We start from the raw sequence: 20626 nt of genomic DNA on the forward strand, positions 1-20626 counted from the left end.
CGGGTGGGGCGGGCGTGAGGGTCTCCGCGCTGTCGCTCACCGACTTCCGGTCCTGGGGGTCGCTGGAGCTGGAGCTGGGTCCGGGCGGCACCGCGCTGGTCGGGAGCAACGGGCAGGGCAAGACCAACGTCGCCGAGGCGCTGCTCTACGTCGCGACGCTCGGCTCGCACCGGGTCTCGACCGACGCGCCTCTCGTGCGGGCGGGCGCCGAGCGGGCCGTGGTGCGCGCGCGGGTCGAGCGCGATGGTCGGTCGACGCTCATCGAGCTCGAGCTCAACCCCGGCAAGGCCAACCGGGCGCGCATCAACCGGGCGCCGGTGCCGCGGGCCCGTGAGGTGCTGGGGTTGCTGCGGACCGTGTTGTTCGCGCCCGAGGACCTGGCGCTGGTGCGCGGCGACCCGTCGGAGCGGCGGCGCTTCCTCGACGACCTGCTCGTGCTGCGCGCGCCGCGGCTCGCGGCCGTGCGGTCGGACTACGAGCGGGTGCTCAAGCAGCGCAACGCCCTGCTGAAGACGGCGTTCCTCGCGCGCCGCTCCGGCGGCGGTGACATGCGCACGCTCGACGTGTGGGACGCCCACCTCGCGCGGGCCGGCGCGGACCTGCTCGCCGCGCGGCTCGAGCTCGTCGACGGGCTGCGGCCGCACGTCGCGAAGGCCTACCAGGAGGTCAGTGGCGGGCAGGGCGCGACGGCGCTCGACTACCGCAGCTCGCTGGGTGAGGCGCTGCCGGAGGTGTCCGAGGGCGGCGCGCAGGACCGCGAGGTGCTGTCGGCCGCACTGCTGTCGGAGCTCGCGCGGGTGCGGCCGCAGGAGGTCGAGCGCGGGGTGTCGCTCGTCGGACCGCACCGCGACGAGCTGCTGCTGACGCTCGACTCCGGGGGCACGCCGCTGCCGGTCAAGGGCTACGCGTCGCACGGCGAGTCGTGGTCGGTGGCGCTCGCGCTGCGGCTCGCGTCCTACGAGCTGCTCAAGGGCGATGCCGGCTCGGGGCTCGGTCAGGGCGACGGGGAGCCGGTGCTCGTCCTCGACGACGTCTTCGCCGAGCTCGACACCGGTCGACGCGAGCGGCTGGCGAGCCTGGTCGCGGGGGCCGAGCAGGTGCTCGTCACCGCCGCGGTCGCGGGCGACGTGCCCGAGCAGCTCGCAGGTGGGCGCTACGACGTGCACGACGGCACGGTGACCCGTGTCCGCTGACCCGCCCGGCCCGGGTGGGCCGCCCGACGAGCCCGTCAGCGCTCCGGAGCCGAGCGGCATCGACCTGGCGCGCTCGGCGCTCGCGCGGGCCAAGGCCGCCGCGCGGGAGAAGGGGCTGCAGCCCGGTCGACCCGCCGTACGCCGGTTGCGCACCGTCGAGCGCCGGTCCGGCAGCGGCGCCGACGACCGCGACCCGGTGCTGTTCGGCGACGCCATCAAGCGGCTGGTCGCCGACCGCGGCTGGGAGGCGACGACCGCGAGCGCCCGGGTGATCGGGGAATGGGACCGCCTCGTCGGTCCCGAGATCGCTGACCACTGCCGCCCCACCTCGCTGGTCGACGGCGCGCTCGTCCTGGTGGCGGAGTCCTCGGCGTGGGCGACCCAGCTGCGGCTGCTCACCCGCACCCTGCAGAAGAGGCTCACCGAGCAGGTCGGCGAGGGAGTGGTGACCTCGGTGGAGGTCCGCGGCCCGGCTCAGCCGGACTGGCGCAAGGGGCCGCGGCGCGTGACCGGACCCGGCGCGCGCGGGCCACGCGACACCTACGGCTGACCGCCCGCCTCCGGCTCTGCCAGGCGTGGCAGCCCCGTGGCGCTGCGTGACCTCGCTCCGGTGGGGGGACACCGCCGCGGGGCCTCGGCGCGGCACGCGCGTCCACAGGGCCGCTCCTTGACGTTCGGACCCGGTAGGAGGGGCTACACTCCGCGCAGCACGTCGGCGATCACGGGCTCCCGCCCGCGGTGGTCGACCAGCGCACGAGCACCGGCGCCAGCACCAGACCGGCCCGCTGGCCGCCGTACGACGTCCTGCCTGCCCTCGGGCGGCCAGGGGAGCGGAGCCCCGCGACCATGACCGAGACCAACCTGCCCCCGGGCCCGACCGACGAGCCGGCCGTGCCGCCTGCCGTGCCTGCCGTGCCTGCCGTGCCTGCCGAGTACGGCGCGTCGTCGATCACCGTCCTCGAGGGGCTCGAGGCGGTCCGCAAGCGCCCGGGCATGTACATCGGCTCGACCGGTGAGCGCGGTCTGCACCACCTGGTCTACGAGGTCGTGGACAACGCGGTCGACGAGGCGCTGGCCGGCTACTGCGACACCATCCTCGTCACGCTGCTGGCGGACGGCGGCGTCCGTGTCACCGACAACGGTCGCGGCATCCCGGTGGAGATGCACAGCGAGGGTCGCCCGGCCGTGGAGGTCGTCCTGACGACCCTGCACGCCGGTGGCAAGTTCGACTCGCAGAGCTACGCCGTCTCCGGTGGCCTGCACGGCGTGGGTGCCGCGGTCGTCAACGCGCTGTCGACCCGCCTCGAGGTGGAGATCAAGCGCGACGGTTTCACGTGGAACCAGCGCTACGACCGCAGCATCGCGGGCGAGCTCGTGAAGGGCGCCCCGACCGACGAGACCGGCACGACGCTCAGCTTCTGGGCCGACGGCGGCATCTTCACCGAGACCACCACCTACAACCGCGAGACGCTGCACCGGCGGATCCAGGAGATGGCCTTCCTCAACAAGGGGCTGTCCATCACCCTGCGCGACGAGCGGCTCGACCTCACCGGCGGCGAGGTCGTCGAGGAGGTCTTCTGCTACCCGGGGGGCCTCGAGGACTTCGTCCGCCACCTCGGCGCGACCCGCACGCCGGTGCACGCCAACATCATCGGCTTCGAGGACGAGACACCCGGCACCGAGTCGACCCAGCAGATGTCGGTCGAGGTCGCGATGCAGTGGAACGACTCCTACTCGGAGTCTGTCTACACCTTCGCCAACACGATCAACACCCACGAGGGCGGCACCCACGAGGAGGGCTTCCGGGCTGCGCTGACCCGCGTCGTCAACGAGTGGGCCCGCGCGAAGGGTCACCTCAAGGAGAAGGACGCCAACCTCGAGGGCTCCGACATCCGCGAGGGCCTCACCGCGATCATCAGCCTGAAGATCGGCGACCCCCAGTTCGAGGGCCAGACCAAGACCAAGCTGGGCAACTCCGAGGCCAAGGGCTTCGTGCAGCGCGTCGTCACCGAGATGATGAAGGACTGGCTGGACCGCCACCCGACCGACGGCAAAGACGTCATCCTCAAGGCGACCCAGGCCGCCCGCGCCCGCATCGCCGCCCGTCAGGCCCGTGACCTCACCCGCCGCAAGGGGCTCCTCGAGTCCAACTCGCTGCCCGGCAAGCTCGCCGACTGCCAGTCCACGGACCCCCGCGAGGCGGAGGTCTACATCGTCGAGGGCGACAGCGCAGGAGGCAGTGCCAAGGGCGGCCGGGACTCGAAGTTCCAGGCGATCCTGCCGATCCGAGGAAAGATCCTCAACGTCGAGAAGGCCCGGATCGACCGCGTCCTCAAGAACAACGAGGTGCAGGCGATGATCACCGCCCTCGGGACGGGGATCCACGAGGAGTTCGACATCGAGAAGCTGCGCTACCACAAGGTGGTGCTCATGGCCGACGCCGACGTCGACGGCCAGCACATCCGGACGCTGCTGCTCACGCTGCTGTTCCGCTTCATGCGCCCGCTCATCGAGGGCGGCTACGTCTACCTGGGACAGCCCCCGCTCTACAAGATCAAGTGGAACGGCGGCGACGTCCAGTACGCCTACTCCGACCGCGAGCGCGACGGGCTCGTGACGGCCGGCCTCGAGGCCGGCAAGAAGCTGCCCAAGACGGGCGAGGCGATCCAGCGCTTCAAGGGCCTCGGTGAGATGAACGCCGAGGAGCTCTGGAACACCACCATGGACCCGGCCACGCGCGTGCTGCTGCAGGTCACCCTCGACGACGCGGCCACTGCCGACGAGCTGTTCAGCGTGCTGATGGGGGAGGACGTCGACGCCCGACGCTCCTTCATCCAGCGCAACGCCAAGGACGTCCGCTTCCTCGACATCTAGTCCCGCCGGTGTTCCACGTGGAACACCGATCCTGAACGCCGGGCGCGCGTTCCACGTGGAACACCGCCCGCCAGCGCGAGAGGACCCCCGTGGTCGACACCGTTCCGCCCCCGCCGCCCCCGCACGACCGGGTCGAGCCGGTCGGCATCGAGGTCGAGATGCAGCGCAGCTACCTCGACTACGCGATGTCGGTCATCGTCGGTCGCGCGCTGCCGGACGTCCGCGACGGGCTGAAGCCGGTCCACCGCCGGGTCCTCTACGCCATGTACGACGGGGGCTACCGCCCCGACCGCGGCTACTTCAAGTGCGCTCGCGTCGTCGGTGACGTCATGGCCAACTACCACCCGCACGGCGACAGCTCCATCTACGACGCCCTCGTGCGCCTCGCCCAGCCGTGGTCGCTGCGCTACCCGATGATCGACGGCAACGGTAACTTTGGGTCACCGGGCAACGACCCAGCTGCCGCGATGCGCTACACCGAGTGTCGGTTGGCCCCGCTCGCGATGGAGCTGCTGCGCGAGATCGACCAGGAGACGGTCGACTTCCAGGACAACTACGACGGCCGCAGCCAGGAGCCGCTCGTCCTGCCGAGCCGCATCCCCAACCTGCTCGTCAACGGCAGCAGCGGCATCGCGGTCGGCATGGCCACCAACATCCCGCCGCACAACCTGCGGGAGGTGGCCGCCGGCATCCAGTGGGCGCTCGAGCACCCCGAGGCCACGCCGACCGAGCTGCTCGACGCGCTGCTCGAGCGCGTGCACGGCCCGGACTTCCCGACCGGCGGTCTCATCGTCGGCCGCAGCGGGATCGAGGAGGCCTACCGCACCGGCCGCGGCTCGATCCGGATGCGCTCCGTGGTTGAGGTCGACGAGGACGCCAAGGGTCGCACGATCCTGGTCGTCAGCGACCTGCCCTACCAGGTCAACCCCGACAACCTCGCGCTGTCGATCGCCGAGCTCGTCAAGGAGGGCCGGATCGGCGGCATCGCCGACGTGCGCGACGAGGGGTCGCTGCGCACCGGCCAGCGCCTGGTCATCGTGCTCAAGCGCGACGCGGTCGCGAAGGTCGTCCTCAACAACCTCTACAAGCACACCCAGCTGCAGACCACCTTCGGCGCCAACATGCTGGCGATCGTCGACGGGGTGCCGCGCACGCTGCGGCTCGACGAGTTCGTGCACTACTACGTGCTCCACCAGGTCGACGTCATCGTGCGCCGCACCCGCTACCAGCTGCGCAAGGCCGAGGAGCGCGCGCACATCCTGCGCGCCCTCGCCAAGGCGCTCGACCAGCTCGACGCCGTCATCGCGCTCATCCGCGCGGCCGACAGCGCCGAGGCCGCCCGCAGCCAGCTGATGGCGCTGCTCGACATCGACGAGCTGCAGGCCGTCGCGATCCTCGACATGCAGCTGCGCCGGCTCGCCGCGCTGGAGCGCCAGCGCATCATGGACGAGCTCGCCGAGCGCGAGGCCGAGATCGCCGACCTCACCGCGATCCTCGCCGACCCCGCCCGCCAGCGCCGCATCATCGGCGAGGAGCTCGCGGAGATCACGGCGAAGTACGGCGACGACCGCCGGACGAAGATCGTCGGGTTCGAGGGCGACATGTCCGCCGAGGACCTCATCGCGCAGGAGGACGTCGTCGTCACGGTCTCCGCCGGTGGCTACGCCAAGCGCACCAAGACCGACCTCTACCGCCAGCAGCGCCGCGGCGGGCGCGGCGTACAGGGTGCGGCCCTCAAGACCGACGACCTCGTCGAGCACTTCTTCGTGACGACGACCCACCACTGGATCCTGTTCCTCACCAACAAGGGCCGGGTCTACCGCTGCCGCGCCCACGAGCTGCCCGAGGCCAACCGCAACGCCCGCGGCTCGCACGTCGCCAACATCCTGGCGTTCCAGCCCGACGAGCAGATCGCGCAAGTCCTCGACATCAAGGACTACGACGTCGCGCCCTACCTCGTGCTCGCCACCAAGCGCGGGCTGGTGAAGAAGACCGCGCTGCGCGAGTACGACAACGGCCGCTCCTCGGGCCTCATCGCCATCAACCTGCGGGTCGACGAGCACGGGCGCGAGGACGAGCTCATCGGCGCCGCGCTGGTCAGCAGCGAGGACGACCTGCTGCTCGTCTCCCGCAAGGCGCAGTCGATCCGCTTCCGCGCCGACGACGACGCGCTGCGCCCGATGGGCCGTGCGACGAGCGGCGTGCGCGGTATGGGCCTGCGCGACGAGGACGAGCTGCTCTCCATGCAGGTCGCCCCGGCCGGCGAGGAGCAGGACGACGCCGCGCTGATGGTCGTCACCGACGGCGGCTTCGGCAAGCGCACCCGCCTCGACCAGTACAAGCGCCAGGGCCGCGGCGGCTCCGGGGTCCTCACCGCCAAGATCGAGGAGAAGCGCGGCCAGCTCGTCGCCGCGCTCATCGTCGACGAGCGCGACGAGCTGTTCGCCATCACCAGCGCCGGCGTCGTCATCCGGATGCGCATCGACGACCTGCGCTTCCTGTCGCGCGCGACGGGTGGCGTCAAGCTCGTCGCCCTCGATGCCGGCAGCACCGTCGTCGGGGTCGCCCGCAACAGCGAGAACGCCGACCCGGCGCTCGAGGACGGCACCGACGAGACCGACGACGGTACGACGGAGGCGTCGCCGGACGACGCCGTCCCGGTGGAGGCGGGCGCGGCCGACCCGGCCGACCCGGATCCGGTGGAGGCCACTGATGAGACGGACGAGACGGCCGAGACCGACGAGACCGACGAGGACGCGTGACCGAGCGCCCGGGGGAGGGGCCCGGCGAGTCCGGCCCCGACCGGGACGAGCAGACCGGTCCGGAGCCGAGCCCCGCCCCGCCCGCGCCGGCCGACCCCCCGAGCCAGGGTGCAGCGGGGTGGGGCGGCAGCCGGGGTCCGGCATCACCGTTGCCGTCCTACGGCCCGCCGTCGCGCCCGCCGCTCAGCCCGTCCGCCTTGCCGGGGTCGTTGACCGCGGGCCGCCCGCTGCCGGGTGCCGTGCCGGGTGCTGTGCCGGGTGCTGTGCCCTCCGCAGCGCCCCCGGCCCCCACCGCCCAGGGAGCCCCCGCCGGACCGCCCACCGGTGCGTCACTGCCACCCGAGCGGGCGGCCGCCTCCGGCGTACCCCCTCGTCCTTCGCCGCTGCCTCCCGCGCCGCCGCTGCCTCCCGCGCCGCCCCTGCGCTCCGGCACCGCCCCTGCCGGTCGTCCGTCGCCGAGCAGCCTGCCGAGCGGCGCGACCGTGGTCCCGGGTGGCCCGGCTGCCCGACAGGTCGGTGCGGCCCGGCCCATCGCCCGGTCGCGCAAGGCGCGGCTCACCCTCAAGCGCATCGACCCGTGGTCGGTCTTCGTGACGTCGCTCGTGATCTCGCTGTTCCTGGGCGTGGTCATCGTCGTCGCGGCCGTGGTGCTGCAGGGGGCGCTGTCCACCTTGGGCATCGTCGACAGCGTCAACGACCTCTACGCCGAGCTGACCTCCGACGCCGGGGCGGAGGGCGGGCCGGCCGCGGCGCCGCTGCTCACGACCGGTCGCATCGTCGGTGGGGCGGCGCTGCTGGCCGCGATCGACGTCGTGCTGCTCACCGTCCTCGCGACCCTCGGGGCGTTCCTCTACAACCTGTGCGCCTCGTTCACCGGCGGCGTCGAGGTCACCCTGGGCGAGCGCGACTGAGGCAGGCCCGCTGGTCGTGTAACCTCCTCGCTCGTGCCCGCGAGGGCGCAGCGGGCCTGTAGCTCAGATGGTTAGAGCGCATCCCTGATAAGGATGAGGCCGGAGGTTCAAGTCCTCCCAGGCCCACAACCGTGCTGACCACAGCGCGCGACCCGAGGAGCGACTCGTGCGCAAGCCCGCCCTGATCCTCGCCCTGCTCGGTGCCGCGGCAGCGGTGCTCCGCAAGCGCAAGGCCGCCCGCGCCGAGAAGGATCTCTGGACCGAGGCGACCACCACCCCCGACCTGCGCTGACGCACCAGCGCCGACAGCCGGGGCCATAGCTCAACTGGCAGAGCACCGCGTTTGCAACGCGGGGGTTCGGGGTTCGAGTCCCCGTGGCTCCACCCACACCGGACCTCCCGGACAGAGTGCCCTCACCTCGGGTCCCCGCGCACGCTTGCGCCGAACGGGTGAAGGGGTTCGGCTGAAGTCGTGTCGCTCGGAGGCTCATACTCCGGACGACTCCTGCCGAAGCAGTCACACGGTGACCTGCGCAAGCCGGCGGTCGCCCTGTGCGGAGGGACGCCTGCGCGCAGTCACTCGGGGGCGAGGAAGCACGACAGATGCTGCAACTGGTGCGAGGGCGTCGTGGTGGACCGCGCGCCGTCGTGCTGCTCCTGCGGCTGCTCACCGTCTGCGGCGTCCTCCTGCTCGGCCTCCCGATGCCCGCCGCCTACGCGGTCGCCGAGGCTCCGGTCATCACCGGTCCCTTCGCCGACGCGGGGGCCGGCAGCGCGCTGACGTCGCCGGGCAACGACACCGACGTGCTGTGGCGGGTCGTCGACACCGACGGCCTGGACGCGACCTCCTGCTGGTTCGGTCAGGGCACCGCCCCCGACCCCGCGACCTGGGCCGTCTGCGACCCCGGCCAGGCCAGCCCGGCCGACCCTGCCGTCGTCACCACGTCGGGCCTCACCGATGGGACGTGGACGCTCCACGCCGTCGAGAACGACGGCAGCGCCTTCGGGCCGGTCGCCACCGCCTCCTACACGGTGGACGCGACGGCGCCGGTCGTGACCGTCACCGCACCGACGAGCCCAAGCGCCGAGGAGTCGGTCGACTGGACGGTCACCCTCGACGAGGCCGGCAGCATCACCTGCACCCTCACCCGCACCGCCCCGACGCCCGGCCCGGCCGAGCCGGTCACCTGCAGCCCCGGCACCGTCACCACGTCACTGGCCGGCAAGGTCGAGGGCAGCTACGAGCTGTCCGTCGTCGGGCAGGACACCGTCGGCAACACCGGCGTCGCAGCGAGCGCGACCTACCAGCTCGACCGCGTCCCCGGCGCCGCGACGGTCACGGCCACGCCGACGGTCGGCACCAGCGACACCGCGGTCTTCACCGTCTCCCCGCCGGCGGCCGGCGCGGACGGCCCGGCCACCCTCACCTGCGCGCTGCGGCTCGGCGCGACGACGGTCGCGACCCCCGACTGCACCACCTCGCCGGTCTCGGTGGGCGGCCTCACCACCGACGGCGACTACGTCCTGACGGTGACCGCCACCGACGGCAGCGGCTCGTCGACCGACAGCTCCGCCACCTACGCCCGCGACAACGCCGCTCCCACCGTGACCTTCACCGCCGGCCCGAGCGGCTCCGGCCAGGCCGGGTCGCTCGACTGGTCGTGGACCGTCGTCGACGACCACCCGGTCGCGGCCGGCAGCTGCGCGCTCCACCTCGACGGCGTCCTCGTCTCGACGACCGCGTGCACCAGCCCCCACACCGAGACCGTCACCGGCCAGGGCACCTACTCGCTGCGGGTCACCGCCTCCGACGCCGCCGGCAACGACAGCGCCGAGACGACCAGCCCGGCGACCTACCTGCGCGACACGGTCGTCCCCGTCGTCACGACGACCGTGGACCGCACCTCCCCGACCAACCTCGCCGACGTCACGTTCGGCGCCTCCGTCGACGACCCGGCCGCGACGCTCGAGTGCCGCCTCGAGCGGACCGCCCCGACCACCGCGCTCGTCTACGACTGGACGACCTGCCCGACCGCGGCCACGACACTGACCGACGACGGCAGCTACCTGTTCTCCGCCCGCGCCACCGACGACGGCCAGACCGGCACCGCCTCGCGCACCCTGGTCCTCGACCGGGTCGCCCCCGGCGCGCCGACCATCACGCGCGCCTGGTCGACCCCCACCAACGACGCCGCGCTCACCTGGGGCCTGTCGGCGCCGGCGACCGGTGACACCCGCACCTGCCGCTTCACCCAGGACGCAGGTACGCCGACGGCGTACGCGCCCTGCTCGACGTCGGTGTCCTTCCCCGGGGGCGCGACCAGCGGTCTGTGGGTGCTCGAGGTCCGTGACGTCGACGAGGCCGGCAACGAGCGCGTGACCGCCGCCCCGACCGTCGAGCTCGACCTCGTCGCGCCGGCCCAGCCGGTCTTCACGTCGCAGCCGTCCAGCGCGTCGTCGGAGCCGAGCGTCAGCTGGGGCTTCGGCTTCCCGACGGGCACGCCGGCCGACGCGGGCACGAGCTTCGAGTGCCGCCTCACCGGGCCGGCGCCGGCTGACGGCTTCGACTGGACGGCGTGCGCCACGCCGTTCCCGCAGGTCCTGCCGACCGACGGCTCCTACGTCCTCGAGCTGCGGGCCCGCGACGACGCCGGCAACGCCTCGGCGCTGCCGGTGACGACGAGCGCCACCTACGTCCTCGACCGGGTGGCCCCGCCGACGCCGGTCGTCGTCGGCCCGTCCGGCACGGGGAGCACCACCGCGGTGCAGTGGTCGTTCTCACCGGCGGCTGCCGACTCGACGACCGACGACGTGACCCGCGCGGTCTGCACCCGCTACTACGAGGGCGCACCCGTCGAGACCGTCGACCCGTGCTCCTCCCCGCTGGCCCGCACCCTCACCGACGACGGCCTGCACCGCGTCGACGTCGTCCTCTACGACGCGGCCGGCAACGCCGGCACCACGGCCGCGAGCTCGGGCTACCTGCTCGACACCGCCGCCCCGGTCGCCCCGAGCGTCAGTGCGCTGACCGGTCCGGCACCGTCGAGCACGCCGACGATCCAGTGGACCTGGTCGACGGCCGAGAGCCTGCTCGCGCCGGCCCGCGCCGAGTGCCGGCTGCTGCGCGACGGCGTGCTGCTGGGTCCGGACTTCACCGCGCCGTGCGCCCTCCCGCGCACCGACAGCGGCCTCACCGACGGCAGCTACGTCCTCGAGGTCCGCGTCGTCGACGCCGCGGGCAACGTCGGCGCCACCGGCCGCAACGCCGTCGGCTACGTCATCGACACCGGAGCGCCCGCGGTCCCGACCTTCCCGGGCGCCCCGACGGGTGCGTCGACGAGCACAGCCATCAGCTGGACCATCAGCGCCGAGAGCGGTGCCGTCCTGTCGTGCCGCCTGGTCCGCAACGACGACCGCAGCGGGGCCTTCAGCACCTGCACCTCGCCCTACGCCGCGTCTGGCCTGACCGACGGCAGCTACGTCCTCGAGGCGTTCGCGACCGACGCCGCGGGCAACGCCGGTGGGGTCGGCACCAGCCCGGCCCGAGTCGTCGACACGACCGGGCCGGTGCTCGCCGCGGTCGCCGGCCCGAGCGGCAACGGCAACACCAAGCGAGCCGTCTGGAGCTGGACCAGTCCCGAGCCCACGGCGACGGCCGAGTGCCAGCTGCGTCAGGGCACCGACGCCACGGCGGTCGTCGTGAGCGCGTTCGTCAGCTGCACCTCGCCCTACGTGTACACCCTTCCCAGCGGCGTTGGCACGTACTTCCTGGAGGTGCGGCTCACCGACGCCCTCGGCAACGTCGGTCCTGTGACGGCATCGGGGCTGTACTCGCTCAAGACGACCCTTCCCGGGGCGCCGACAGTGACCAGCCCGGCCAGCCCCTCCAACGACACCACCCCGGTGTGGACCTTCAGCACCGAGGCTGCCACGACGGCGGAGTGCCGTCTGGACCGTGACGGCGTGCTGGGCGGTTGGATCCCCTGCGGGACGCCCTACTCGCGTGATCTCGCCGACCCGCTGGCTGGGGGAGGCGACGCGACCTACGTGCTGTCGGTCCGCCTCACTGACAACCACGGCAACACCGGTCCCGCTACCGCGAGCGCCTCGTACGTCCTGGACACGGCGGCCCCGGCGGCCCCGGTGCTGGTGCAGAGCCCGACCGGTCCCTCACAGGACAACACGCCGACGTGGAGCTGGACCGGTGAGGCCGGCGCCACGGGACGGTGCTCGCTCAACGGCGGTGCCGTCGTCGACTGCGCCTCGCCCTTCACGCCGACGCTGACGACCGACGGCACCTGGGTGCTCGACGTCGCCCTGCGCGACGCGGCCGGCAACACCAGCGCCGCGACGACCGCGCCCGGCTACGTGCTCGACCGCGTCGCCCCGGCGGCTCCGGTCGCGGTCGCGGTCGAGACCAGCCCGATCCGGGTGCGCAGCGCCTCGTGGACGCTGCCGGCCCTGGCGAGCGGTGACAGCCGCAGCTGCGTCGTCACCCTCGACGGCGCGACCTTCGCGACCTACCCGTCCTGCGGGACGACCCTCGGCCCGGTCGCCCTCGGCGGCGACGGCAGCTACCGCGTCGAGGCCATCGACACCGACCAGGCTCTCAACGCCAGTGCGACCGGCACCAGCGCCGCGCTCGTCCTCGACACCGTCGCCCCTGGCGTCCCGACCCTGACCGCTGCGCCGTCCGGGTCCGCCCCGCAGACCGCGGTCTCCTGGTCGTTCACGGTGCCCGCCGACGCGACCCCGCAGTGTCGCCTCGAGCGCGACGGCGGCGTCGTCGAGGACTGGGCCGCCTGCACGTCGCCGCTGGCCCGCACCCTCACCACCGACGGCAGCCACGTCCTGGTGCTGCGCAGCGTCGACGCCGCCGGCAACCTCAGCGCCGAGGTCCGCAGCCCGTCGTACCTCCTCGACCGCATCGCGCCGGCGGCTCCCGTCGTCGCCGGCCCGTCGGGTGATGCGAGCACCACCTCGGTCCAGTGGACCTGGACCGCCGAGACCGGGGCTTCCGTCACCTGTGTGCTCCGCCGCGACGGCGCGGTCGTCGAGACCCTCGCGCCGTGCGCGTCGCCGATCGACCGCGTGCTCGCCGTGGACGGCACCTGGCGGCTCGACGTCGTCGCCGCCGACGCGGCCGGCAACGTCGGCCCGTCGGCGAGCAGTCCCGACTACCGGCTCGACACCGCGCTGCCCGTCGCCCCGACCGTCACCGGCGCGACCGGCCCGACCTCGGTGACGACCGCGACCTGGGTCGTCACGGCCGAGGCCGGTCGGCTCGAGTGCCGGCTGCGCCGCGACGGCGTGGTCGTCGAGGACTGGTCCGGTCCGTGCGCGACCCCCGTCGTGCGGACGCTGGCGGGCGACGGCGGCTACGAGCTCGACGCCCGGGTCGTCGACGCGGCCGGCAACGTCGGCCTGGTCGGCACCAGCCCGGTGCTCGTCCACGACACGCTCGCCCCGACCGTGCCCGTCGTGACCGGCCTCGCCGGCCCCCAGCCGACGGCGACGACGACGTGGGACATCGCCGCCGACGCCGGCACGACGCAGGAGTGCCGCCTGCTGCTCGGTGGCGTCGCACAGGAGGCCTTCGCCCCCTGCGGCCTGTCGGTCACGCGGACGCTGGCGAGCGACGGCGACTGGCAGCTCGAGGTGGTGTCGTACGACGGGGCGCGCAACCCCTCCACCGCCGGGCTGTCGCCGGTCTACTCCCTCGACACCGTCGCCCCGGACGCGCCGACGGTGACCGGTCCGACCGGGACCGCACCGACCCTCGCGGTCTCCTACGGCTTCACCGTCCCCGCCGACCACACCGCCTCGTGCGTGCTGCGCCGGGACGGCGTCGACGTCGTCACCCTCGGCTCCTGCGCCAGCCCGCTGCCGCGCACCCTCGGCGCCGACGGCAGCTACGTCCTCGCGGTCCGCCTCACCGACGCCGCCGGCAACACCGGCCCCGAGGGGACGTCGCCGGTCTACGCCCTCGACACCGCCGCGCCTGGCACTCCCGTCGTGACCGGTCCGACCGGGCCGTCGCAGAGCCGCGCCCCGGTCTGGGTCATCACCGGCGAGGCCGTCACGGCGACCTGCCGGGTGCTGCGCGGCGCGGTCGTCGTCTCCGACGCGCCCTGCCTCGGCAGCCTCACGGGTGACCTCACCGCCGAGCCCGACGGCTCCTACGTCCTGGAGGTCGTGACCACCGACCTCGCCGGCAACACCAGCGCCACCGGGTCCTCTGCGGCGTACGTCCTGGACACCACCGCCCCGGTCGCGCCCGTGGTCACGGGTCCGACGGGGCCGAGCCCGGATGCCGCGCCGGTCTTCGCGTGGACAGGCGAGACAGGTACGACGGCGACGTGCTCCTACGCGCTGTCGGGCCAGCCGTCAGTGCTCGCCCCCGTCATCTGCACGAGCCCGACGACCGCGGCGCTGTCGGCCGATGGCGCGTGGGCGCTGCAGGTGCAGCTGACCGACGCCGCCGGCAACACCTCGCTGGTCGGGAGCAGTGGCGCCTACGTGCTCGACACCACGGCCCCGCTCGCGCCCGTCGTCACCCCGCCCGCACCGACCGGTCGCGACCGGCTCCCGACGTGGGGCGTCACGGCCGAGCCGGGTGCTGACCTCGAGTGCCGCGTCACCGGCCCGAGCCTGCTGCGCGACTGGGCTGCGTGCGCCGCTCCGGTCGACGTGGACCTGACCGGTCAGCCCGAGGGCAGCTACTCCCTGGCGGTGCGCGCCACCGACGCCGCCGGCCTCACCGGCGCGGTCGGGTCGGGGACTTACCTGCTCGACACCGTCGCTCCCGCGGCCCCGGTCGTCACCGGGCCGGCGACGGGACGCAGCACGACGCCGTCGTTCGCCTTCACCGGAGAGGCCGGGACGGTCGCGACCTGCCGCCTCTTCAGCCCCGCCTCCACCACGCCCCTCGAGGTCGTGCAGGGCTGCACGTCCCCGGTGCCGGTCGGGCTCTCCGGCCTGCCGGACGGTCCCTACAGCCTCAACGTGCGGCTCACCGACGCTGCCGGCAACACCGGCTTCGGCGGCCTCGCGACCTACGTCCTCGACACGACCGCCCCTGCTGCGCCGGTGTTCCTGAGCCGGCCGGGCTCGCCGTCGCCGGACCGCGACCCGACCTGGGCCTTCAGCGTCGAAGGCGGCTCGACGCCGGTCTGCCGCCTGGTCTTTCCGACCGGTGCGGTGCGCGACATCACCGGCTGCGCGAGCCCGCTGCCGGTCGACCTCACCGGTCTCCCGGACGGCACGTACACCCTGCAGGTCCGCGCGGTCGACGCGGTCGGCAACACCAGCGCCGCGGCGGTCGACGCCCACGTGCTCGACTCGACCGCGATCGCCCCCCCGGTGGTCACCGCACCGGCCTCGCCGTCGGCTGACGCCAAGCCGACCTACCTCATCGTGGCCCCGTCGGGCTCGACGACGGAGTGCCGCCTCGAGCGCCCGGGCACGTTGGTCACCGACGTCTTCGCCCCCTGTCCGTCGAGCACCTACGGCCTCACCCTGTTCGGCGAGCCCAGCGGTGCCTACCGGCTCTCGGTCCGGGCCCGCACGTCCGCCGGGCTCTCCGCTGTCGCCTCGGCCACCTACCTCTACGACGTGGACCCGCCGGCCGCCCCGACCGTCACCGGCCCGCCGTCGCCGTCGACCGTCGTCGCACCCGTCTTCGTGGTGGCGTCGCCCGAGTCGGGGGCAACGGCCGAGTGCCAGCTGCGGCTCAACGGCCTGGTGGAGCGCGACTGGGCAGCCTGCCCTGTCAGCCAGGCCGGTGCGCAGACGCGCGTGACCCTGCCGGGCGACGGGTCCTACGAGTTCCGAGCTCGCGTCACCGACGCGGCAGGCAACACCGGACCCGCGGGTGCGGTGACGTTCGTGCTGTCGACCCAGGCGGCTCCGGCGGTCAGCGTCGTCGTGCCCAGCAGCCCGTCGGCAGAGACCAACCCGGTGTGGCAGATGAGCACCCCCGCAGGGACCACCCTGGAGTGCCGCCTCACCGACCAGGACGGTGTCGACGTCTTCCCGCTCGGCCCCTGCGCCTCGCCCTTCACCGTGCAGCTGCCCGCGGACGGCAGCTACGGCTTCACCGTCCACGCCGTCACCGCCGCCGGGGTGGTCGGCCCGGACAACTCCTCGAACTACGTCCTCGACACCGTCGTGCCGCCCGCTCCGGACGGGCTCACCGGCCCGCCGAGTGGCAAGGACCGCGCGCCCGAGTTCACCTTCTCGCTGCCTCCCGGCACGACCGCCGTCTGCACGACGACGTCGCTGGCCACTGGTGCGACCACCGTCGTCGGCTGCGACAGCCCCTACGCGCTCCCGCTCGGAGGTGCGTCAGACGGCGTCTACACGCTGTCGGTCGTCGCCGTCAGCGCGACGGGCGTCCCCTCGCTGCCGACCCCGGCGATGCCCTACGAGCTGGTGACGCTGGTCGCGGTCGCGCCGATCTTCACCCTCGAGCCCGGCTCGCCGAGTTCGACGCCCGACCCGACCTGGCGCTTCACCTACCCGACCGGCGGCGGGGCCATGGCGGAGTGCCGCCTGGAGTCCGGCAACCGGGTCATCGAGGACTTCACCCCGTGCGCCGACGGCGTGAAGACCCTCAATCTCGGTGGCGAGCCCGATGGCACCTACACGCTGCTGGTGCGGGTCTCCAACATCGCCGGCGACGGGCCGGCGCGCAGCAGCTCCTACGTCTTCGACCGCTCGGCCGTGGCGCTGCCGATCATCGTCGACGTGCCGGCCAGCCCGAGCAACGACCTCCGCCCGGTGTGGCTGCTCGCCGTCCCGGCCGCCGCTCCTGCGGGCACGGTCCTGCGCTGCGCCCTGACCACGGGAGCCGCTGCAGTGCCGACGGACTACGCCGACTGCTCGACGACCTTCCAGCCGACGCTCACCTCCCAGGGCGACTACGTCGTGTCGGTGGCGCTCCGGCAGCCCGACGGCCGGACGGGCGCGGCCGTGCGGTCCGCCTACGTCCTCGACCTCACACCCCCGGCGGCCCCGGTCTTCGTCAACCCGCCGCTCTCGCCTAGCAAGGCCGTCTCGGTGACCTGGTCATGGCAGCCGCCAGAGTCCGGTGGCACCAGTGTCTGCGAGCTACTGCGGTCCGGTGTGATGCAGCCCGGCTACCCGCGGCCGTGTGCGCTCTCGGAGCAGGTCGACCTGTCCGGGACGGGCGACGGCAGCTACACCTTCCGGGTCCGCCACGTCGACGTCGCCGGCAACGCGAGCGACTGGACGACGGGCTCCTACGTCCTCGACCGAGTGAAGCCCCGCCTCACCGTCACCGCCCGACCGGCGGCCACCGAGGGCGTCCTCACCTCCTTGTCGTGGCAGTTCCGCTTCGACGAGGCCGTTACGGCGACGTGCACGACGCTGCGCAGCGCGGTGCCGATTGCCAGCCAGCCTTGCACGACGAGCTGGACCATGGACCTCAGCAAGCAGCAGCCCGGCGCCTTCACCGCCGTGGTCGAGGGCTCCGACCGGGCGGGCAACCCCTTCCGCTACGTCCTGGGCAGCTACGAGCTCGTCGCGGCCCAGTCTCGGCTCGACACCCCGGTCGTGGTCAACCCTCGTCCCGTCCCGCCGGTGAGCGGCTCGGGTAGTGGCGGTCCCGGCAGCGGATCCGGCGGTGGCACGCCCACCCCTCCGGCCCCGACGGGCGCTCCGTTGGGTGGCCCTAGGGGTCCGCTCACCCCCGACGGTGACGCCGAGATCCCGCGTCGGGTTCCGCCGGTCGGTGGCTCGGTCGGCAACCCCGGGGCGCCCGACCCCCAAGCCGCACCGCGCGTGCTCGGACGCCCCTTCGGTGACAACCTTCAGGTCCCGCAGGCGATTGCCGATGCCGTCACTGGCACCTTCAAGAAGCCGCAACTGCCCCTCGCACTGCTCGTCATCGTGGTTCTCTTCCTCTTGGTGCAGAACCGCATCGACCGCCGTGACCCCAAGCTCGCCGGCGCGCCTCTCGGCGCGGACGACGACCTGACCTTCGGACCCGCGTTCCGACCAGGAGGTGCACCCGCATGAGGGCCCTCTTCGGCGGTGGTGCAGGCAGCGGGGTGGGCGAGTCCGTCCCGGTCGCCGAGCGCCTGCGCGTCATGCAGTGGCTGCGTGGCGCTGCCGTGCTCATCACGCTCGTCGCGGCCTACGTCGCCCCCGAGGTCGTGCAGCCCGATGCGGTGACGCGCTGGTACGCCGTGCAGGTCGCCGCGGGCTATGCCGCCGTCGTGGGCCTGGCCGAGCTGGCGAGTCGGGTCCTTCGACACCGGGCCGTCACGCTGTTCTCCGGCATGCTCATGCTCGACGGCATCTGGCTCGCCGCGACGTGGTATCTCACCGGGCAGCAGGGCAGCCCGGTGCAGTTCCTCATCCTGCTGCACCTCGGAGCGGTGGCCCTGCTCGCGTCCTACCGCACCGGGCTGAAGCTCGCGATGTGGCACTCGCTGCTGCTCTACGCGGCCTACAACTTCGCGCAGACGACCGACTTCGCGGCGGCGCCCGGCAACGGTTCGCCCGGTGAGCGCCTCAGCGTCTTCGTCGTCGTGCTCTGGCTCGTCGCCATCAGCACCGCGTCGCTGTCGGCGGTCAACGAGCGCGAGCTGCGCCGCCGCCGCCACGACCTCGAGGCCCTCACCGAGCTGGCCGAGTCGCTGGAGCGCACGGCCGACTCCGCGAGCGTCGCCCGCACCCTGCTCGACTCGGCGATCGACACCTTCGGCTTCCCGCGCGGCGTCGTGCTCGCCGGGCCCGAGGGGCAGCTGCCGCTGCTCGCGTCCTTCGGCCTCGACGACGAGGTCGCCCGCCGGCCCGGGCGGCCCGGCGCCAGCGCTGTCGTCGCGCTCGCCCACGAGACCCACGAGGTGCAGCTCGTCGCCGGCCTCGACGTCGAGCACGACCCGTGGATCGCGCGCCTCATGCCCGACGCGCAGAACCTCGTCGTCGTCCCGCTGTCGGCGGAGGGCCGCCCGATGGGCGCGCTCGTCCTCGAGCACGCCGGCGACAGCATCGGCAACGGCCGCATCGCCCGACGGGTCGTGTCCGGTCTGGAGCGCTCGGCGTCGTACGCCGCTCTCGCCCTGCGCAACGCCTGGCTGCTCGAGCAGGTGCAGCGGCTCGCGGCCACCGACGGCCTCACCAAGATCGCCAACCGCCGCACGTTCGAGTCGACGCTGGAGCGCGAGGTCGCCCGCGCAACCCGCAGCGCCGAGCACGTCAGCCTCGTCATGCTCGACATCGACTTCTTCAAGGTCCTCAACGACACCCACGGCCACCAGGCCGGTGACGAGGTGCTGCGCAACGTCGCCGCGGCGCTGTCGTGCGAGTGCCGCGACTTCGACACCCCGGCCCGCTACGGCGGCGAGGAGTTCGCGGTCGTGCTGCCGGGCTGCGGCCCCGAAGAGGCCGTGATCATCGCCGAGCGGCTGCGGCTCGCGGTCTCGGCGGCGCCCTCGATCGTCCCGATCACGTCGTCCGCCGGCGTCGCGACTTACCCGTCGCACGCCGGTGACGCCGACACCCTCGTCCGCGCGGCGGACGACGCGCTCTACCGCTCGAAGGCCGACGGCCGCAACCGCACGACCGTGTCCGAGGGCGTCCCGCCCGAGGCGCAGGTCGACGCGCTGCTGCGCCGCGCGGTGTCGCAGCGGCTCGGGCGCCCGGTCCAGCCGCCGCCCACCCCACCGGTCACTCCGCCCGTCACCCCGTCGGCGGCCGACCAGGTCTCCTCGACCCCGTCACCCCGCCCCTCCGCCTGACGGGCCGCGGGCTCAGGCGCCGGCACCCCCCGGCTCCGCGCCCGTGCCCCCCGGGATTGGGCGGCTTCTCTCGGTGTGTCGCGTCAGGACACGCCGAGGAACCCCACCCAATCCCCAGGTGGCCGCATGCGCTGGCGGTGCGGCTGGCGGTGCGGCTGGCGGTGCGCGGTGCGGTGCGGGTGGCAGTCCGGGCCGCGGCTCAGGCCCCGGCGCGCAGGTCGATGACGGCCCGCAGCTCCTCGGGCTCCTGCGCCCCCGGCGCGTCCTCGCCCACGACCCGGCGGGCCAGCAGCACCACGGCCGCGCCGGCCGCTGCGCCGAGCAGCGCGGCGAGCAGGGCCCACGGCCAGCGGCGGACCGCCAGCGGGGGCCCGACGGGACCGCCACGCATCGCGTCGTACGCCCCTGTGGTCCGGGTGCGGGTCTCGTCCAGCAGCGTCATGCTGAGAAGGGTGCCACGCCGCTGCGTGGCAGACTGCCCGGGTCCACCGGGACCCCCGTCCCCGCCCCGCAGCAGACGAAAGAGGCGACCAGCCTTGGCCACCGACACCTACGCCGTCCTCGCGACCAACCGCGGCGACATCCGCGTCCAGCTCTTCCCGAACCACGCCCCGGCGACGGTGAAGAACTTCGTCGGCCTCGCCGACGGCTCCGGTGAGTGGACCGACCCGAAGACCGGCAAGAAGGGCGAGGGCTCGCTCTACGCCGGGACCGTCTTCCACCGCGTCATCAGCGGCTTCATGATCCAGGGCGGCGACCCGCTCGGCACCGGCACCGGCGGCCCCGGCTACCGCTTCAAGGACGAGATCCACCCGGAGCTGCAGTTCTCCAAGCCCTACCTGCTCGCGATGGCCAACGCCGGCCCCGGCACCAACGGCTCGCAGTTCTTCGTCACCGTCACCCCGACGCCGCACCTCAACGGCAAGCACACGATCTTCGGTGAGGTCGCCGACCAGGCGTCGCGCGACATCGTCGACGCGATCGCGACGACCGCCACCGGCCGCATGGACCGCCCGCTCGAGGACGTCGTCATCACGAGCATCACCGTGGAAGAGGTCTCGAGCTGACCGAGGCCTCTGGGTCGAGCGCCTCCCCGGAGGCGCCACCCACCTGCTACC

10 protein-coding genes and 2 tRNA genes are annotated in these 20626 nt (G+C 73.6%); 11 read left to right on the top strand and 1 reads right to left on the bottom strand.

The features are described from left to right. The first annotated feature begins 14 nt into the window (after positions 1-14). The 10 genes from recF to Q8R60_17715 all read left to right on the top strand — a co-directional run bounded on the left by recF (position 15) and on the right by Q8R60_17715 (position 19508). The gene (recF, locus tag Q8R60_17670) at positions 15-1193 is read left to right on the top strand and encodes a DNA replication/repair protein RecF (GenBank protein MDP3714306.1); all 1179 of its coding nucleotides are present in this window, start codon (positions 15-17) and stop codon (positions 1191-1193) included. Then, positions 1183-1743 (top strand): DciA family protein, encoded by a 561-nt coding sequence (locus Q8R60_17675; protein ID MDP3714307.1) that lies wholly within the window; start codon positions 1183-1185, stop codon positions 1741-1743. The genes recF and Q8R60_17675 overlap by 11 nt, the downstream gene beginning before the upstream one ends. Before the next feature lie 296 nt (positions 1744-2039). Continuing rightward, positions 2040-4067: a DNA topoisomerase (ATP-hydrolyzing) subunit B gene (gyrB, locus tag Q8R60_17680; GenBank protein MDP3714308.1), complete on the top strand. Its 2028-nt coding sequence runs from the start codon at positions 2040-2042 to the stop codon at positions 4065-4067. A gap of 89 nt (positions 4068-4156) precedes the next feature. Then, positions 4157-6829: a DNA gyrase subunit A gene (gene gyrA / locus Q8R60_17685; protein MDP3714309.1), complete on the top strand. Its 2673-nt coding sequence runs from the start codon at positions 4157-4159 to the stop codon at positions 6827-6829. Then, a complete protein-coding gene (locus tag Q8R60_17690; protein MDP3714310.1) occupies positions 6826-7740 on the top strand; it encodes a DUF3566 domain-containing protein in 915 nt (304 codons plus the stop codon). The genes gyrA and Q8R60_17690 overlap by 4 nt, the downstream gene beginning before the upstream one ends. A gap of 52 nt (positions 7741-7792) precedes the next feature. Then, positions 7793-7866: transfer RNA gene (locus tag Q8R60_17695), tRNA-Ile, on the top strand. A gap of 40 nt (positions 7867-7906) precedes the next feature. Beyond that, positions 7907-8032 (top strand): DLW-39 family protein, encoded by a 126-nt coding sequence (locus tag Q8R60_17700; GenBank protein ID MDP3714311.1) that lies wholly within the window; start codon positions 7907-7909, stop codon positions 8030-8032. Between the two features lie 19 nt (positions 8033-8051). Beyond that, positions 8052-8124 (top strand) — tRNA-Ala (locus Q8R60_17705). A gap of 219 nt (positions 8125-8343) precedes the next feature. Next, positions 8344-17781: a hypothetical protein gene (locus tag Q8R60_17710; GenBank protein MDP3714312.1), complete on the top strand. Its 9438-nt coding sequence runs from the start codon at positions 8344-8346 to the stop codon at positions 17779-17781. Beyond that, positions 17778-19508, top strand: a complete 1731-nt coding sequence (locus Q8R60_17715) for a sensor domain-containing diguanylate cyclase (GenBank protein MDP3714313.1) — start codon at positions 17778-17780, stop codon at positions 19506-19508. The genes Q8R60_17710 and Q8R60_17715 overlap by 4 nt, the downstream gene beginning before the upstream one ends. 199 nt (positions 19509-19707) lie before the next feature. On the opposite strand, the gene Q8R60_17720 is transcribed toward Q8R60_17715, so the two are convergent. After that, positions 19708-19950, bottom strand: coding sequence for a hypothetical protein (locus Q8R60_17720; GenBank protein MDP3714314.1), 243 nt, complete (start codon positions 19948-19950; stop codon positions 19708-19710). A gap of 94 nt (positions 19951-20044) precedes the next feature. Between Q8R60_17720 and Q8R60_17725 the strand changes: the two genes are divergently transcribed. Beyond that, positions 20045-20575 carry a peptidylprolyl isomerase gene (locus tag Q8R60_17725; GenBank protein MDP3714315.1) on the top strand — a complete coding sequence of 177 codons (531 nt, stop codon included), beginning with the start codon at positions 20045-20047 and terminating at the stop codon, positions 20573-20575. The last annotated feature ends 51 nt before the right edge of the window (positions 20576-20626 follow it).

The organism is Mycobacteriales bacterium, assembly GCA_030697205.1.
In the GTDB taxonomy this organism is placed as follows: domain Bacteria; phylum Actinomycetota; class Actinomycetes; order Mycobacteriales; family SCTD01; genus JAUYQP01.

Coding starts and splice junctions, on each gene's coding strand:
- Q8R60_17715 (MDP3714313.1), top strand. CDS start 17,778: ATGAGGGCCCTCTTCGGCGGTGGTGCAGGCAGCGGGGTGGGCGAGTCC.
- Q8R60_17720 (MDP3714314.1), bottom strand. CDS start 19,950: ATGACGCTGCTGGACGAGACCCGCACCCGGACCACAGGGGCGTACGAC.
- Q8R60_17710 (MDP3714312.1), top strand. CDS start 8,344: ATGCTGCAACTGGTGCGAGGGCGTCGTGGTGGACCGCGCGCCGTCGTG.
- gyrB (MDP3714308.1), top strand. CDS start 2,040: ATGACCGAGACCAACCTGCCCCCGGGCCCGACCGACGAGCCGGCCGTG.